The sequence below is a fragment of the Youngiibacter fragilis 232.1 genome, from assembly GCF_000495435.3.
Taxonomy (GTDB): Bacteria; Bacillota; Clostridia; order Clostridiales; family Clostridiaceae; genus Youngiibacter; species Youngiibacter fragilis.
Genome location: NZ_AXUN02000219.1, coordinates 23,344 through 41,513 on the forward strand (window position 1 = coordinate 23,344; position 18,170 = coordinate 41,513).

The 18,170-nt window shown below is 48.4% G+C and carries 14 protein-coding genes; 9 read left to right on the forward strand and 5 right to left on the reverse strand.

The annotated features are described in order from the left end of the window. Positions 1-3 precede the first annotated feature (3 nt). The 4 genes from T472_RS17115 to T472_RS17130 form a co-directional block, all read right to left on the reverse strand. Positions 4-921 (reverse strand): ABC transporter permease, encoded by a 918-nt coding sequence (locus T472_RS17115; RefSeq protein ID WP_023863747.1) that lies wholly within the window; start codon positions 919-921, stop codon positions 4-6. Between the two features lie 8 nt (positions 922-929). Further along, the gene (locus T472_RS17120; RefSeq protein WP_023388671.1) at positions 930-1,883 is read right to left on the reverse strand and encodes an ABC transporter permease; all 954 of its coding nucleotides are present in this window, start codon (positions 1,881-1,883) and stop codon (positions 930-932) included. A gap of 68 nt (positions 1,884-1,951) precedes the next feature. Further along, entirely contained in the window at positions 1,952-3,619 is a 1,668-nt protein-coding gene (locus tag T472_RS17125; protein WP_023388670.1) for an ABC transporter substrate-binding protein, read from the reverse strand. Positions 3,620-3,835: 216 nt separating this feature from the next. After that, on the reverse strand, positions 3,836-4,315 hold the full coding sequence (locus tag T472_RS17130; RefSeq protein ID WP_082447761.1) for a NanQ anomerase/TabA/YiaL family protein: 480 nt from the start codon (positions 4,313-4,315) through the stop codon (positions 3,836-3,838). Between the two features lie 247 nt (positions 4,316-4,562). On the opposite strand from T472_RS17130, the gene T472_RS17135 reads away from it, so the two are divergent. Beyond that, positions 4,563-5,945, forward strand: a complete 1,383-nt coding sequence (locus T472_RS17135; protein ID WP_023388668.1) for an alkaline phosphatase — start codon at positions 4,563-4,565, stop codon at positions 5,943-5,945. 76 nt (positions 5,946-6,021) lie between these two features. Here the strand turns inward: T472_RS17135 and T472_RS17140 are convergent, their stop codons facing one another. Continuing rightward, on the reverse strand, positions 6,022-7,917 hold the full coding sequence (locus tag T472_RS17140; protein WP_023388667.1) for a carbohydrate-binding domain-containing protein: 1,896 nt from the start codon (positions 7,915-7,917) through the stop codon (positions 6,022-6,024). 266 nt (positions 7,918-8,183) lie between these two features. Between T472_RS17140 and T472_RS17145 the strand changes: the two genes are divergently transcribed. The 8 genes from T472_RS17145 (at position 8,184) to T472_RS17180 (ending at position 18,104) form a co-directional block, all read left to right on the forward strand. Then, on the forward strand, positions 8,184-9,347 hold the full coding sequence (locus T472_RS17145; protein WP_023388666.1) for a pyridoxal phosphate-dependent aminotransferase: 1,164 nt from the start codon (positions 8,184-8,186) through the stop codon (positions 9,345-9,347). Positions 9,348-9,472: 125 nt separating this feature from the next. Beyond that, complete coding sequence (locus tag T472_RS17150) at positions 9,473-10,705, forward strand: aminopeptidase (protein ID WP_023388665.1); 1,233 nt, start codon at positions 9,473-9,475, stop codon at positions 10,703-10,705. 251 nt (positions 10,706-10,956) lie between these two features. Next, complete coding sequence (gene licT, locus T472_RS17155; RefSeq protein ID WP_023388664.1) at positions 10,957-11,802, forward strand: BglG family transcription antiterminator LicT; 846 nt, start codon at positions 10,957-10,959, stop codon at positions 11,800-11,802. A gap of 125 nt (positions 11,803-11,927) precedes the next feature. After that, positions 11,928-13,790 (forward strand): beta-glucoside-specific PTS transporter subunit IIABC, encoded by a 1,863-nt coding sequence (locus T472_RS17160; protein WP_023388663.1) that lies wholly within the window; start codon positions 11,928-11,930, stop codon positions 13,788-13,790. Between the two features lie 15 nt (positions 13,791-13,805). Beyond that, positions 13,806-15,215: a glycoside hydrolase family 1 protein gene (locus tag T472_RS17165; protein WP_023863749.1), complete on the forward strand. Its 1,410-nt coding sequence runs from the start codon at positions 13,806-13,808 to the stop codon at positions 15,213-15,215. Between the two features lie 216 nt (positions 15,216-15,431). After that, complete coding sequence (locus T472_RS17170; protein WP_023387676.1) at positions 15,432-16,247, forward strand: ABC transporter permease; 816 nt, start codon at positions 15,432-15,434, stop codon at positions 16,245-16,247. Position 16,248: 1 nt separating this feature from the next. Next, positions 16,249-17,049 carry an ABC transporter permease gene (locus tag T472_RS17175; RefSeq protein WP_023387675.1) on the forward strand — a complete coding sequence of 267 codons (801 nt, stop codon included), beginning with the start codon at positions 16,249-16,251 and terminating at the stop codon, positions 17,047-17,049. A gap of 44 nt (positions 17,050-17,093) precedes the next feature. Then, positions 17,094-18,104 carry an ABC transporter ATP-binding protein gene (locus tag T472_RS17180; RefSeq protein ID WP_023387674.1) on the forward strand — a complete coding sequence of 337 codons (1,011 nt, stop codon included), beginning with the start codon at positions 17,094-17,096 and terminating at the stop codon, positions 18,102-18,104. Positions 18,105-18,170 lie beyond the last annotated feature (66 nt).

Genomic DNA, 18,170 nt, shown 5'->3' on the forward strand with positions numbered 1-18,170 from the left:
TCCTTAACCCTGCTGCGTTGGGTCCGCAGAATCCCTGAGACCGTCACCCATGAAGTTGACGCTCATTACGAACAGGGATATTACGATACCTACTGGAAGCCAGATCCACCAGTTCCGAAGAAGGACTGTCTGGTCCTGGGCTGCATTTAGAATGTTGCCCCATGTGGCAATTTCAAGCGGAACACCGAGTCCGAGGAATGACAGTGACGCCTCCTCAAGTATGAACATGGCGGTGCTTAGCGTGATGTTTACAAGTATCGGTCCTATGGCATTGGGCAGCATGTGCTTGTAGCATACTATCACGTCGCTGAGGCCGAAGGCCTTGAGCGCCTGCACATACTCTTCCTCCCTTATCGACAGCATCCTCGCCCTCGTCATCCTGTACACGCTGCCCCATCCGGTGGCAATGAATATGATGAGGAGGTTACGAAGGCTCTGTCCGAGGATAGTAACGAGAAGGAGCACAAGTACGATCTGAGGGAACGACATGAATATCTCGGAGATCCTTAATATCGTCCTGTCTATGACTCCACCCTTGTAGCCTGCGTAAGCTCCGAGGATCACTCCTATGGCTGCCGCTCCGAGAGCACTTCCTAAGCCTACCAGTATGGATATCCTTCCGCCGTAAAGGACCCTTGAGAAGATGTCCCTTCCTATCTTGTCAGTTCCAAGGATATGTTCAGCGCTTGGCGGCTGAAGCACGCTCTCCATGTTGACTCCAAGCGGGTCATAGCTTGTGAGGAGAGGAGCAAGGAGTGATGCCAGTATGATGATGACGAATATTACCATACCGAGGAGCGCAAGCTTGTTCTTCAGGAGCTTCCTTAAGCTCCTGTTCATGGTCTTGCCGCCGCCTTTTCCAGCTTCTTCCATGGCCTTTATCTTATCGAATTTTTTGTTTAGTCTCTTGTTTACTGCCATGTCTCCTCCTAATCCAGCTTGACTCTCGGGTCAAGCACGGCTGTGAGTATGTCTACAAGGAAGCTTGATGCAAGCACCGCAACCACTGAGAACAGCGCAATCATCATGACAAGAGGATAATTCTGTCCCCTGACGGCTGTGACGAAGGTGCTTCCTATCCCCTGTCTCTGGAATATGGTCTCTATGACAACCGATCCGCCTATAAGCATTGGAAGCCTGAAACCTATGAGGACCATTACCGGAGTGAGAGCAACCCTGAAGCCGTGGACAAGGTTAACCCTCCACTCTGGAAGGCCTTTGCTCCTTGCTGTCTTGATGTACTCCTTGTTCATTGCGTCAAGCATCGATGCCCTGGCATATCTCATGACGCCTGCGGTCAGTGACACTCCCAGCACCATGGCTGGAAGGAAAAGGACCCTCAGTTCGTCCATGAAAGAGGTCTGGTTAGGCAGAAGCTTTATCGGGAACAGCCTGAGCTTGAGAACGAATACCATTATGACGACAAGCCCGAAGAAGAACTGCGGTATCGATACACCGATCATTCCTCCTATTGTCAGTACGTTGTCAGCAAGGGTCCCCTTCTTGAGGGCGCTTACAAGTCCAAGGATGCTTCCAAACACTGTAGATATCAGAAGTGCTGCTACGGAAAGCTCTACGGTTGAAGAAAGGTTCCTTGCGACGATATCGGAGATCTTGACACCCGATGTTATGCTGAATCCAAAATTGCCCTTCAGCATCTCGAAAAGCCACCTGAAATATCTGAGCAGGAACGGATCGTTCAGTCCGTATGCATCCCTCAGCGCAGCCAGCTGCTCCGGAGATATGTTGGCCATGGCGTCTGGCGGGATGAGATGGGATACTGCATCGCCAGGTGTCAGCTCAAGGCCGAGATATATCAGGAATGTTATTACGAGAATCATCGGCAGCATGGACAACAGCCTTCTGATAATATATGAAACCATTTTTCCTCCTTCTTAAGAAATATAGCTGTGGAGAAAACCACAGCTATACCTTAAGCACTAAATATATGTTACTTCGCTGCTACTTCCCAATTTTGTACGTTCCAATTGTATGAGAACTGAGGATTGCCGTATTTTGCGGCTCCCTTTGTTATCTTGTCGCTTTCGATTACGAAAACCGGCTGGTAGTAAAGCGCCATTGTGAACATTGACTCATTCTCGTACTTCTGGAGTTCGTTGAACGCCTTAGTCATTTCTGTAGTGTCGAAAGTTGAGTTGGTAGCATCGATGAGCTCGTTGAGCTTTGCGTCTTCAGGAGTGTGTGAGTTGGATGACGATCCTGTCCTGTACCTGTCGTAGTACTCATGGAGTGAAAGCGCCGCGTTTGCCGCATATGCTATATCCCAGTCAACTGCGCTTGGTCCGTTCTTCTGGTCAGCAGGTGGTGTCCAGAGAAGGGTACCGAGGTCTCCTTCAAGGAGTCTGAACTTCATCTCTATGCCAACAGCCTTAAGATATGACTGAACGCTTGCCATGAAGTCAACTGTCTGCTGGTCAGTGTAGTAGTATACGACGTCAAGGACTGTCTTTGGATCCCATCCAGCTTCAGCAAGGAGGGCCTTAGCCTTCTCAGGATCGTACTTGTAGTCGTTAAGGCCAGTTGCCTTTGTAGCCTCATTAGGTGTAAGGCTGTTCGCAGGAACAGCTGCTCCCTTGAAGAGGTTCTTTGCGATTGAATCCATGTCTATGGCGTACCTTATTGCCTGTCTTACCCTGGCATCTGCAAGAGGTGACTTTTTCCCGTCCTTCTTGTCGAACTTGTTGAGGTAGAACAGCCTTGTGTACCTGATGTTTACCTGGGTGACCTTAAGTCCTGGCACATCCTTCAGTGCGCTTGCCGCATCAACGCTCTTGGTGTATGCGTAGTCAAGCATTCCTGACTGTGCGTTTGTGACAAGGTTCGGGTCTGAATCTCCAGGGCTTGGTGAAAGGTATATGGAATACTTTGGAGCTCCGCCGTAATACTTGTCGAATGGCTTCAGGGTCGTGTACTCGTTGAGCTTGACCTCATCAACCATGAACGGTCCGCTTCCTACAGGAGCCTGGAAGAATGGAGCCTGCTGGAACTTGAGAGGGTCAGCGTCCTTGAAGTGCTTCTGAGGAAGCGGTGCGAACTGTGTGAACGCAAGGAGCGCATCAGGAGCAACCTTAGCGAACTCGATGGTTATCTTAGCTCCGTCAACCTTTATTCCTGAAATCTCAGTTGCTGTCTTTGCAATGAATTCAGGCGCGCCCTTTATAGCCTTGAAAGTTGAAGCGAATACCGCATTGAGTCCGGTGATCTTAAGAGCGTACTCTATTGACCACTTTACGTCAGCTGAAGTTATCTTTTCTCCGTCGTGCCAGTATATGTCGTCTCGAAGTTCGAATTCAAGCTTTGTTCCGTCTGCAGCCATCGTGTACGATTTCGCAAGGGCACCTGCAACAGGATTAAGGTTCTCATCAGCAACAAGCAGATGGTCATACATTGCCTTCTGGTGCATGTACGATGCTGGGTTCAGCCATGGATGCTCGAAGAATTCAACCGGTCCTCCGTTTGAATAGAGAACACTTGCCTTTCCTGATGTTTCAGACGGTGTAGTTGTTCCAGGAGTTGTAGGTTCAGCCTTTCCTGAGCAGCCGGCAAGAACCGCTGCAAGCATCATGGTGGCAATAAGCGCACTGATACGTTTTTTCATTTTTCTCCCCCTTAAAAATGTTTTCCAGGTCACTCTCGTTTCCCAAGCCCAACCTGTAAACTATTACACTTACCATAACACATGAATTTATGAAACTCAATATGAAAATCGAAATTTCTTCCAAAAACTTTTCTTGGTTGGAACTTTCTTCCGAAAGTGAGAAAAAGAATGCCTGCAGCTGAGAAATCGATAAAGCCGCAGGCAAATTCAGACTATTTACTTCACTTTCACCTTCATTACGAACTTTCTGACCCTGCCCGGCTCCTTAGGGGTACCGTTCACCATATGGGCGTCCTTCGGGAGGTACAGAGCAAAGCAGCCCCTCGGAATATATGCTTCAGCATATTCATCTCCCGGACAGTCTCCCAGAAGATAATCACCCTCCCTATCATAGGGAGTGGTCACAACAAGGTTTGACTCATCTGTGGACCTTATGTAGTCAAGGCCTTCAAGGGTGATGTGGATATCAACGAAGTCATGGTGGCATTCGTACTTCTTCTCCTCAGGTCTCCCCTGCATGTTCTCGATAAGGTTCACGAACAGCTCACCCTCCTCTATAACGAACCTCTCCTCCTTGTGGTTCAGTATGTCCTCCTCAATAAGGTACTTCACTGCCTTCTTCAGGTTCGGGTGTTCAAACGGATAGTTCCCTATGTTTTCCAGCCTGTCATAGATCATCACATACACATCCTTCATTTAATCCTGTATTTTCTACATCATAATACACGAATGCCTTGTTGTCATGTCTGACTTAAGAAAAATTTCACTGCCCCTCATACGAAGACCTATTCATATTCCTGTCAATTAAAGGATCATATTGTTAATTTATCTGACCCAAAGCTTAACGTCCCTTAACCCGGACTTCAAACTGACTTTACCTCCTCCTGTTATCATTTCCTTGTGACCTTGACCATAAACAACAAAAGCACACGGAGGGAAAAGAATGAGAAGAATCGCAAAGAAAGCTACCGCAGCAGCCCTTGCTTCAGTCATGGTACTTGCAGCTGGTTCACAGCTGAACGCAGCAGCGCTTGAGAACAAGACCAATAAGCCAATGGCAAAGAACGTCATAGTGATGATAAGCGACGGCTGGGGCTACAGCCAGATTGCAGCGACTGACTACTACCAGTATGGAAAGCTTGGAACACAGGTGTATGAGAGCTTCCCTTTCAAGATGGGAATGAGCACTTACTCCGTTGGATCTTATGACCCCGCTTCTGCCTGGGATTCCTTCGACTACTTAAAGGGCAGTCCTACAGATTCCGCAGCCGCTGCCACAGCGATGTCGACCGGAGAAAAGACCTACGATGCAGCAATCGGAGTGGATGATGACGGATCTGTCCTGAGACATATTTCAGAGGACCTTGAAGCAGCAGGAAAGGCTACCGGAGTTGTTTCCTCGGTACAGTTCAGCCACGCTACCCCAGCTGGCTTTGTAGCCCACAACGCAAGCAGGAACAACTATTCTGATATTGCTAACGAGATGCTCATGGACAGTGCCACAGATGTCATTATCGGAGCAGGAAACCCTTTCTATGATGACAATGGAAATCTGAAGGCTGTGCCAAGCTACAAATATGTAGGCGGTGCTGATACCTGGAATGCACTTGCAGACGGAACCCTTGCGGTTTCAGACGCCAACGGCGATGGAACTGTGAATGAGCTGGACAAGTGGACTCTCATTCAGGAAAAATCAGAGTTTGAAGCACTTCAGACAGGAGATGCCCCTTCAAGGCTTGTAGGTGTGCCTCAGGTAGCGACAACGCTGCAGCAGTCAAGAGGTGGAGATGGAAAGGCTGACCCGTATGCTGTTCCACTTAACGACAACGTCCCTGACCTTGCGACCATGACAAATGTTGCACTCAATGTCCTCGATAATGATGAAGACGGGTTCTTCCTCATGGTAGAAGGCGGAGCGATCGACTGGGCAGGACACGCAAACCAGAGCGGAAGACTCATCGAAGAGCAGATGGATTTCAACAAGGCGGTCGAAGCCGTATGCACATGGGTAAGGGAGAACAGCAACTGGGGGGAGACTCTCCTCATAGTGACAGGCGACCATGAGACAGGATACCTTACAGGACCTGCCTCAGGACCAGAATCTTATCCAATGTGGACTTCAATTGTCAACAACGGCGCTGGCGTCCTTCCGGGAATGGAGTGGAACAGCGGAAACCACACAAACAGCATTATCCCGCTTTACGCCAAGGGAGATGCTGCAAGGCTCCTCAAGTCCTATGCTGACGAATCGGATCCTGTAAGGGGAAGCTACTTAGACAACACGGAGATCGCGAAACTTATCAGACAGGCGATGAACATAAGATAACCCCCAATCAGAGAAACCTCCGGTGAAGGATTTTCAATCCCTCGCCGGAGGCCTTTTCTTTTTCATTATTGAACTTCTATTTCCTTCCGCCACCAGGGCCGCCCATGCCGCCGGTCTGAGCTCCTGACTGTGAAGCCTGGGTAACAGCTCCTGAAACCGTGAAGCTTAAAGCCTCGGTTCCTCCTGAGAATGTGCCGGCTGCGTAGTAGCCGTCAGCTTCAGTACCTGCAGCGGTTCCGCCAAGTATCACAGTATACTCCTCGCCCTTCTCAAGCTCAGCTGAGGATACGACTACTGAAGAATAAGCTTTTGCGGGCTTGAATGCAGCTATGACGTTTCCCTCTGAATCCTCAATCCTGACAAGTGTCCCGGCAGTCTGCGACGTAAGGAATACAGCCGCACTGTTCTGGGAAGACCCAGTACCCGGAGCCTCTGCCATGCCTGAGCTTCCTGCAGCTATGAGAAACCCGCCGTTAAGGGTGAATTCTCCGTTATAATCCAAAGCACCGTTATTGTTTGCTGTTGGCCCGCTTACTATCACGGTCCCGCCGTTCATCTCAATGTTGCCGTTTGAATCTAAGCCGTCTCCGCTGGCGTTGACATATACATTACCTCCGTTGATGACTAGCGCTACTCCGGAAGCGCTGCTGAAACTATTCTGTCCAGGCCTGTTGTTAAGGGAGGAGCCATCGGCTCCTCCTGCAGCGTTAAATCCGTCATCGGATGTGGTAAGCCTTACATTCCCGTCATTTATAGTTATCTTCGAGCTTTCTATTCCCTCATAGGCCTTTGCGATGTTGATGTCGCCGCCATTCAGTGTCACCGTTTTGTCACCATGGATCCCGTCGTCCCCTGATGACATACTGATTTTTCCGCCGTTTATGGTTACGCTGTCATTTGAATGAATTGAATCATCAGAAGAGTCAATTGTTACCGTGCCGCCGTCGATGGTCACATCAGCTCCGGCCTTCAGACCCTTCGCGCTGGCAGATGCCGAAGCTGTTCCGCTCTTCCCCCATGTTCCCCATGATGCGCTCGTGCTTGAATTTTTGCTTCCGCCGCCGGTTGTGACATCAATTGTTCCATTCTTCACTATTACAGCTGAAACTGCCTGTATGCCATCAAGCTCCGCAGTTATGGCTATTATCCCGCTCTCTATCCAGACATAGCCCTTGTCAGTCTCCTTATCGTTTGTCGCCTGTATACCATCTCCGCCTGCGCTTATGGTTACCGTACCGCTCTTAACCGCAACCGAGTCGCTGCCCTTGAGCCCGTCACCCACCGAAGTTATGGTTATGTTTCCCGATGCAATCTTAAGGTCATCCTTGCTGACTATGCCGTGGCTGTAGTTTGCATTCACTGTCAGAGATCCCGTACCGTTGATAGTCAGGTCGTCCTTGCTGAAGATTGCAGCATCCGGCTCTGTGTCTGTTCCTGAGAAAGAATAATCCGATCCGTCAGTGACGGTGTTTTCAGTTCCATCAGCAAGTATCAGGACCACCTTGTCCGCATTCACTACGTTGATCACCGCTCCTGTTTCATTGACCAGGTCAGCGCCATCAAGGACAAGCCTTACAATATCCTCATCTCCAGCCTCAACAAGAACCTGCCCTTCGAACGAGCCAGACAGGATGTATGTGCCTGCTGCGCTTATGGTGACCTTTCCTGATGATGCGGCGGCACCCTGGCCTGTGACCGTGGCTGACGCACCCTCAAGCTTTATGGCTGTCGCTACTGTTGCATCATATGAGTCATCTGAATCGTTCGTTCCGAACTCCACCGTTATGTTACCTGTATAGGAGACTGTGGCTTCCGAAGTGTTCTGTCCTGTAGCTGCAGTGGCAGCCGTACCATTTGTTCCTGCGGTAACACTCGACGGTGTAGTGGTGCCTGTACCGCATCCGGTTAGTATCATCCCTGACAGAGCAGCAGCTACGAGACCCTGATATACTTTCTTTCTGATATTCAACATTAAAATCATTCCTTCCAGTCTTTCTTTTGCGTCAGGGGGCAATCGCCTTTAAGGTCGTCATCCCCTTCCCTTGGTTACATGATACCGGGAATGTATTCACCAATCCCCGAAAAAGCTGTGCCATATTACCGCAAAATTAACGCACATTTTACATTCTCTAAACACTTCAACCGACCTTCTGTATTCTATCGATAACTTCCGGTGTTAACTCAAAGTAAGAATTATGGTATCATTCAATGTAACAGAGAAGAGAGGGGAACTTGAAATTGAAGCACAGGTTTTTAGCCAAAAGATACTGGAAGGACAATTCCACGCCACTTGGAGACAGCGTAGGCCTTGCAAGAAGCTATCCTGACCTCATCAACCTCAGCATCGGGGATCCTGACCTGACTACTGATGAGAGGATAATCAAAGCGGCCTTCAGTGACGCAATTGATGGCCATACCCACTATACCGACAGCTTCGGAGACCTCGAGCTGCGTTCGGCGATCATGGACTTCTACACCGAGAAGTATGGATATGATGTGGAGCTTGCTGAATGCATGGTAACAACAAGCGCCTGCCATGCCATGTGGCTGGTCATGGAAACGATACTAGACGACGGAGACGAAGTCATCATCCACGAGCCGTACTTCACCCCATATGTCCAGCAGATAAGGCTTGCCGGAGGTATTCCCGTGCCGGTCGTGACCAGGGAAGAGAACGCCTTCCAGCTTGATGTAGCTGACCTTGAAAAGGCGATTACTGAACGGACAAAGGCAATCATAATCAACACTCCCAACAACCCCACAGGCACATGCTTCTCAAGGGAGACCCTTGAAGCCATAGCAGATGTTGCCAGGGAACATGACATACTCATCGTGTCTGACGACATATATACTGCCTTCAGCTACGCTGAGCCCTTCATTCCCATGACCACAATAGAAGGGATGAGGGACAGGACCATAACCATCGGAAGTTTTTCAAAGGATTTCTGCATGACAGGCTGGAGGATCGGGTACATCCTTGCACCTGAATATATAGTGAAGACTGTAAAGAACGTAAATGAGAACAATGTCTTCACCGCACCTTCCATATCCCAGAGGGCGGCCATACACGCACTCAGGATGAGAAGCGAGGTACAGCCGCCGATCATTGAGGAATACAGGAAGAGGACCTACTATGCCTGCGAAAGGATCGGAAAGCTTACCAACATGACAGTACTTCCTCCAAGAGGAAGCCTTTACCTTTTCGTCAACATCAAGGGCACAGGCCTGTCCTCTGCCGAAGTCACAAGGAGGCTTCTTGAGGAGGCCCATGTTCTGGTCGTTCCAGGCAACGCCTTCGGAGAATCTGGTGAAGGCTACCTTAGACTTGCACTGACGGTCCCTGTCGATAAGCTCGAGGAAGCCTTTGACAGGATTTCACAGATGGAGCTTTTCAAAAGCTGATAAGGCAATTCTCATAATACCATCCAATATAATGACAAAACTAGCCGCCTTGAAGGGCGGCTTTTGTATGCATAAACAAAGCTTTATGCTATACTTTTATGCATAGATGTTTTTAGGAGGACAATATGAAAGACAGAAGCGAAATGCTGAGAAAATATGCTGCCCTTGCAGTAAGGGTCGGTATCAACCTTGAAGAGAAGGAAGGTCTGGTCATAACAACAGGTCCTGACGGACTTCCCCTTGCACGCCTTGCGGCTGAGGAAGCGTATTCAATGGGCGCAAAGAATGTGGAGCTTATCATAAATGACGACAAGGTCACACTCTCGAGATACATTAACGGAAAGGAGATAGCATTCGAGGAATTCCCTTCATGGAAGACCGCCATGTTCGAGGGCATGTACAAGGACAACTACCATCACCTGTTCATAATCTCCCCGGATCCAGAGCTCCTCAAGGACGCCGACCCAGTGAAGGTAGGCGCCTATCAGAAGGTATCCTCTGCTGCCATGGCACCGGTAATGCGATACAGGATGACAGGAGTGACAAAGTGGGCGATTGTTGCAGTGCCATCTATTCCCTGGGCTGAATCAGTGTTCCCTGAACTGAAGGGAGATGAGGCAGTCGAGGCTCTCTGGGATGAGATAGAAAAGGCTTCAAGGCTTGACGTGGAGGACCCTGTCACTGCCTGGAGGGATCATGACGCCAATCTCAAGAAGCGGATGGAGTACCTTAACACAAGGAACTTCGAGAAGTTAAACTTCAAGGGTCCGGGAACTGACCTTGAGGTATACCTGGCAAATGAGCACTGGTGGATCGGAGGCTCAAGCGACAGTTCAAAGGGTGTCCCCTACATGGCGAACATGCCTACTGAAGAAGTCTTCACCGCACCGCACAAGCTTAAGGTCAATGGAACATTAAGGTCGACAAAGCCACTAAGCTACAACGGCAAGATTGTTGAAGACTTCGGCTTCACCTTCAAGGATGGTGCAGTCACTGACTTCTACGCCGCCAAGGGAGCCGAGGTGCTTGAAGCGCTTCTCAAGAACGACGACGGCGCCAGGTATCTCGGCGAGGTTGCACTGGTACAGGATGATTCACCGATCTCAAATACCGGAATACTCTTCAATAACACGCTGTTTGACGAAAACGCCTCAGTGCATTTCGCACTTGGAAGGGCATATGGCTATTCCATAAGGAACGGAAGCACCATGACATTGGATGAGCTTGCTGAAAAGGGTGCAAACTACAGCCTGATCCATGTGGATTTCATGGTCGGAGGACCTTCCCTCGACATAACAGCAACAGACCACGAAGGCAATACAATTGACATTTTCAGGAACGGGAACTGGGTCATCTAGAAAAGCTCTGCTGCGTATAGTTTTCAAAATCTGAAAATCCCCTCATTTAACCGCATATGCCATTCGCGGGCCATTGACATCGACCGGTCCGCATGGTAAATTATGAAAAGGCCAATACATGTATTGTTTAGGATTGTTACTGGAAAGCAGGCAAGACCTAAATATCGGGATCATCCGGTATTTAGGTCTTTTTTATTCCAGGCAAATCCACATTATTTATGTACATTCATCTTGCTTCATCGGAGGTATTCATGAGGATCACGCGTATTATAAATAATAACGTCGTCTGCGCAATCAATGAACGAAACCAGGAAAGGATCCTCCTGGGAGCTGGCATTGGATTCCAGAAGAAAAAAGGTGAAGAAGCAGACAGGAACAAAATCGAAAAGGAATTCTTCCTGAAATCGAGGAACGTTGCCGGCAAGCTTTATTCTCTGCTTGCACAGATCCCAATGGAGCATCTGAGCGTCACTGAGAATATAATAAAGCATGCCCGGGACGCTCTGAATCATGATTTCAACGAAAACATCTATATCGTCCTTACGGATCACATCAGTTTTGCCATCTCAAGGTACGAGGCTGGCCTGTCATTCAATAATGCATTCCTCTGGGAGGTCAAGAGATTCTACCCTGAGGAGTTCAAGGTTGCACTTGCAGGTCTTGATATGATCAAGAACGAGCTTGGAATCGACCTCCCGGAGGATGAAGCAGCGGCAATCGCCATGCACATTGTGAACTCAGAGCTTGGATCAGAATCCAACAGGGATGTTGTCAAAGTCACCGAACTCATACAGAATGTCCTGAATATCGTTAGGTACCGGTACAAGGTCGACTTTGACGAAGAGGACTTCCATTACAACAGGTTCATAACGCACTTGAAGTTCTTCGGCTACAGGATACTCAGCGGCAGCAGCGAGACCGGGAATTCCGATACTGATTTTGAAGAGATCGTGAAGATCCGGTATCCTGAAGAGTATGACTGCAGTTTAAGGATTGCTGATTTCATACGGAACAAATATGAACGTATACTTACTGCAGATGAACTTGTTTATCTGACAGTACACATAAAGCGGATCACAATCGACCAGAAACTATGAATGAATTACCAGGATTGTTACTGAACCAGCAGGCAAGACCTGGAATCCTACGAATGGAGGCCATGCCATCATTTTGTCGGATTCCGGGTCTTTCAATTTATTGAAACTATGGAGGAGAGTAAAACATGAACTATAAGAAACTTGCAGAAGATCTCTTGAAACTTGTTGGCGGAGAAGGCAATGTAGCCAGCGTCACCAATTGCATGACAAGACTCAGGTTCAACCTAAATGATGTCAGGAAGGTTGATGCTGATGCAATAAGGAAGCTTGAAGGAGTCCAGGGGGTCGTCAACAAAAATGGTCAGTTCCAGGTCATAATCGGAACAGATGTCAGCAAGGTCTGCGATGAACTTCATAAGCTGGGAAGCTTCGGCGACAACGAATCATCTGATACGTCGGACAACGAAACTGGGCTTATCAACAAGGTGCTCGGAGCCATAACCGCCATTTTCACACCAATAATTCCCGCTCTTGCAGGCTCGGGTATGATCAAGGCTGTGCTTGCACTGCTGAAGGTATCAGGACTCGTTAACGTCGGATCACAGACCTTTGTATACCTGACTTTCGTGAGCGATACAGTGTTCTACTTCCTGCCTGTGATCATTGCCTTTTCAGCAGCAAAAAGGTTCAAGTGCAGCCCATACCTTGCTGCCGTCCTTGGTGCCGCACTGCTCCATCCGAGCTTTTCAGCGCTGAACCAGGGCGGGGCGCCAGTTAGCTTCTTCGGTATACCCATAACAATGATATCCTACGCTTCAAGCGTCGTTCCTATTCTACTCATCATACTTGCTCAGTCCTACATTGAGAGGTTCGCAAAGAAGATCTCGCCTGACTCTGTCAAGGTCTTCCTCGTACCCCTTATAACCATACTTTTCACTTCGCTTATTGGTTTCTCACTCCTCGGGCCAATGGGTAACCTTATTGGAAGAGGACTTGCTGTCGGAATGAACTTCATAAATGATAGGGCCGGCTGGCTCATACCAGTCATCATGGGAACCTTCACCCCGTTCTTCGTAATGACAGGAATGCACTACACCTTTGCACCTATTCAGCAGATACAGTATGCGACTCTTGGTTACGGAACAATCCTCGGGCCTGGAATGCTTTCATCAAATATCGCTCAGGCGACCTCTGCCCTAATGGTGGCACTGAGGACAAAGAACAAGGACCTCAGACAGCTTGGACTTTCAAGCAGCATGACAGCCTTCATGGGAATCACTGAACCTGCACTCTACGGAATAAACCTTAAGCTAAAAAAGCCCCTATACGCAGCGATGATCGGCGGAGGCTTCGCAGGTCTTTATGCCGGACTTTCAGGAATAAGGACCTATGCTTCAGCGACTGCCGGACTTGCAGCAATCCCGGTCTATATCTCCGATGACCTGTCAAATGTGAGGAATGCTGTCATAACGATAGCAATATCAATTGTTGCAACGGTGATAGCCTCCATTGTAATAGGATTCAGGGATTCTGTTGCTGAAGAATCCCTGCAGGAAATCAACTCACAGAATACAAAAGGCACTTCACTTGTCGGGGAGCTTTCGATAAAGAGCCCTATCCCAGGAGAGGTAATCCCCCTTTCCGATGTCAAGGATGATGTATTCTCCAAGGAGATAATGGGAAAAGGCATTGCGATCCTGCCATCAGTTGGAAAGGTCTATTCACCGGTCAAGGGTACGATAGAAGCTCTCTTCAAGACAAAGCATGCCATAGGAATCAAGAGCACAGACGGCGTTGAGATCCTCATCCATGTTGGAATGGATACCGTTGAACTTGACGGCAAGCACTTCACCGCAAGGGTAGAGCAGGGAAGTTCAGTTAATGAAGGAGACCTTCTGCTTGAGTTCGACATAGACTTGATAAGAAAGGAAGGCTACGACATCGTAACTCCGGTTATCGTGACAAATTCAGGGAGCTACCTGGACGTTCTGCCAACAGAAAAATCATTCATCTGGCAGAACGATACTCTTATGAGAGTCATACCATAAAGGGAGGTGTATGTGTTGCTTACGAGTTTTCCAGATAACTTCCTGTGGGGAGGAGCCATTGCGGCTAACCAGTGCGAAGGAGCCTACCTTGAGGGTGGCAAAGGGCTGTCAATACAGGACATCATGCCGGAGGGCGTAGTCGGAAGCATATCTGACGAGCCGCTTGATTCCAACCTGAAGCTCGTGGGTATAGATTTCTATCACAGATATGCTGAGGATATCAGGTTGTTCGCTGAGATGGGATTCAAGACTCTCAGGTTCTCAATAGCCTGGTCAAGGATTTTTCCAAATGGCGATGAATCCGAACCAAATGAAGCAGGTTTGGAATACTACGATAGAGTGATAGACGAGTGCCTGAGCCATGGAATCGAACCCCTTGTCACCCTTTCCCACTATGAGACTCCTCTTCATCTTGCTAGAAAATATGACGGATGGAGATCCAGAAAAATGGTAGGCTTCTTCGAAAACTACTGCAGGACTGTCTTCGAGAGGTATAAGGGCAAGGTACGCTACTGGCTTACCTTCAATGAGATCAACGCGATAGTGCATTTTCCTCTCATGGGTGGTGGAATACTTACGCCAAAGGAAGAGCTCTCAAAGCAGGACATATATCAGGCTGCGCATCACGAGTTCATTGCCAGCGCTAAGGCAGTGAAGCTTGCACATGAAATCATGCCGGATGCCAGGGTGGGCTGCATGGTTCTTGGTGTGGTGAACTATCCCATGACCCCTGCTCCAGACGACATGATCGCCTCAATGGAGCGCAACAGCGAACTAATGTTATTCACCGATGTCCAGGTAAGAGGCAAGTATCCGACATATTCAAAGAAGCTTTTCAGGGACCTTGGAGTAAAGATAGTCATGGAGGATGGTGACAGTGAGCTACTTGAAAATACTGTCGATTTCATATCCTTCAGCTACTACATGAGCAAGTGCACAGCGAGTGACATAACCAGGTATGAGAAGGGTCGCGGAAACCTAACATCAGGTGTGCGGAATCCTTATCTCCCTGAAACCGAATGGGGATGGCAGATAGATCCGCAGGGGCTCAGATATCTATGCAATTATTACTACGACAGATACCAGAAGCCGCTGTTCGTAGTTGAGAATGGCCTTGGCGTAGTTGATGTTCTGGTTGAGGAGAATGGGACCATTACTGTCAACGATGATTACAGGATAAAATATCTTAATGACCACCTTATCGAACTTGGTAAAGCTATAGAAGATGGCGTGGAGGTATTGGGCTATACCAGCTGGGGCTGCATTGACCTTGTCAGCGCTTCAACAGCAGAGCTCAGCAAAAGATATGGCTTCATCTACGTCGACCGGAATAATGACGGGACTGGAACCCTTGAACGCTACAAGAAAAAGAGCTTCAATTGGTACAAGGAAGTAATCAGTACTAACGGAGCAAGCCTGAAATGAATTATGGCATGTCGTGTGCGGGTCGTATTTGCAGCCTGGCCGCGGCATGCCTTTTCCTCTACCTCAACCTGAATACTGCTGGTCATACCGAGCGGCTTGCAGCACTCGCAAAAATGACGGTACTCATATCCACATAAAATATATCCATAGAAGTCATTCGGCTATACCGCCTAAATGATGTTAGTGATATAATTTTGCTGTAAAGGAGGGCTTTATATGAAGAGACTTCTTAAAACCTACCTCCCGTTCACCAGAGGAGTAATCCAGGCCTTTGCAGCCTACAGGATGAACTTCTATGTCTGGATACTCGGCGACATGTTCCAGACCATGGTGCTGCTGTATATCTGGTATGCCATATTCCAGAGCTCGACACAATCAGTGATCCAGGGCTTCACCTTCAGGGAGATGACAGGATATGTCGTTATGTCGACAGTCACAGGCATGCTCATTAACAATGATGTGCACTGGGCAATCGGAGAGGACGTAAGGACCGGGAACATCGCAATGAACCTCATTAAGCCTGTAAGCTACCAGCTGAGGCAGTATTTCGCGAGCATCGGAGGCCTTGCTGCAAACTTCCTGTTCATATTCCTTCCTCTTTGGACTGCCTATTCCGCATACAACTTCTTTGCACTGGGAATGCTGCCATCGCCGTTTCGCATAGCGGTCTATTTCCTGAGTGCATTTTTAAGCTCACTCATCCTTTTCTATATCAACTACATCTTCGGACTGGCTGCCTTCTTCGTCGAGTACGTCTTCGGATTCGTGTTCGCCAAGGAGGCTGTAGTAAGGCTTTTGTCAGGGAGCATCATACCCCTGACCTTCTTTCCGCAGGCTTTCAGGTCAGTGTTCGCATTCTTACCCTTTGCAGGACTGATATTCACACCGGTCATGGTTTACCTTGGAAAATACACAGGATTCGAGCTTCTCAGGAACATGGGTGTCCAGGCGGTCTGGGTATTTATCCTTGCCGCACTGACTCAGCTTGTCTGGAAAAGCGCCATAAGGCGCCTGACCATTCTGGGAGGATGACATGAAGACATTCAGACGATACTACAGGCTATACGGAATGTTCCTCGCCCAGTACATGAAGACGCTCATGCAGTCAAGGACTGACTTCTTTGTAGGCGTTCTGGCCTTCTTCCTTACGCAGTTCGGAGGGATCGCCTTCATCGCCCTTGTGTTCCTGCAGATACCTGACCTTCTAGGCTGGAGCTTCCACGAGCTCCTCTTCATCTATGGATTCGCAAACATCCCGAGAGGGCTTGACCACATGTTCACCGACTACCTGTGGTTGTTCGCAGGCAATTCAGTTGTCAACGGAGAATTCGACAGATATCTCCTGAGGCCGCTTAATCCACTGTTCCAGATTATCGCGCAGAAGTTCCAGCCTGACGGCATAGGTGAAGTCATAATTGGAATCATCCTGGTCTCATATTCTTCAATCAACGGAGGGATACGGTTCACACCGTTCAAGGTAATGATCTTCATACTGCTGGTGCTTCTTGCGACACTCATATACACGAGCATAAAACTGTTCTTCGCTGCACTTGCATTCTGGATACAGCGAAGCCAGTCCATACTGTTCATGTTCTACTCCATGAGCGATTTCGCAAAGTACCCTCTTGAGATATACCACAAGTTCATAAAGACCTTCATTACCTACATTGTGCCATTTGCACTGACAGCATATATACCGGCCTCGTACTTTCTGGGTGCGGCAGACCTTATCCCCACGCTCCTTAAGGTTTCAATGATATGCTTCCTTGCACTTACACTTGGCTATACCACATTCAAGCGCGGGATGAAACGATATGAGAGCGTCGGGAACTAGACGGACTTAGGGAGGTGAGACAAATAATGGATACTAGTGGAACAATGATAGAAGTATCAGGACTAACGAAAAGCTTCAAGTCGTTCAAAAAGGAAAAGGGAATAAAGGGAACCCTCAAGTCCCTTGTAAGCCGCGAGTACACCAGCATAGATGCCGTGAAGGATGTCTCCTTCAACATAAAACGAGGAGAGATAATCGGGTATATCGGCGCCAATGGCGCAGGAAAGTCTACAACAATTAAGATGATGACCGGTATCCTCACCCCTACGGAAGGCTATGTAAATGTGGACGGGAGGATCCCCTACGAGGAGAGGACTGAGAATGCCAGGCACATAGGCGTCGTCTTCGGACAGAAGACCCAGCTTTGGTGGGACCTTCCACTAGGTGAGACATATTCGATCCTTAAGGAGATCTATGAGGTACCGGATGACTTCTATGAGGAGCAGATGAAATACTTCGACCAGGTCTTCGAGCTTTCCACCTTCATGGACAAGACAGTAAGGACACTGTCACTTGGCCAGAGGATGAGGGCAGACCTTGCCGCATCCATGCTGCACAATCCCCAGGTCCTGTTCCTGGATGAGCCGACGATAGGCCTCGATGTCGTTGTAAAAGAGAGGATCAGGAAAGCCATCAAGGACATGAATGAGAAATACGGTACTACTATCGTACTTACGACCCATGACATGAGCGACATCGAAGAGCTCTGCCACAGGATAATCATAATAGACAAGGGTACCCTTCTCTACGACGGCGGGATAGACAAGATAAGAAAGGACTATGGCTTTGAAAGGAAGATAACCTTCGACCTCAGGTACGATAGCGAAGATGAGGTCAAGGAAAGCCTCTCCTCCATTTATCAGAACATAGACAACAGCACGCAGAAAAACCTGCGTTTCATCGTTCAGGACAACCAGGCAATCATCAATTTCAACAGGAACGAGATTAGCATCTCGAGCATAATGAACTTCGTGCTCCACGGCTTCAACGTCCTTGATTTCTCAGTCCAGGACATGGATATCGAAGCCATAGTAAAGCAGATATACACGAAATAAAGAGAAGCCCTGGCCATAATTTTGGCCAGGGCTTTCTAAGAGGGTTTTTCACAGAGGTAAAACTGT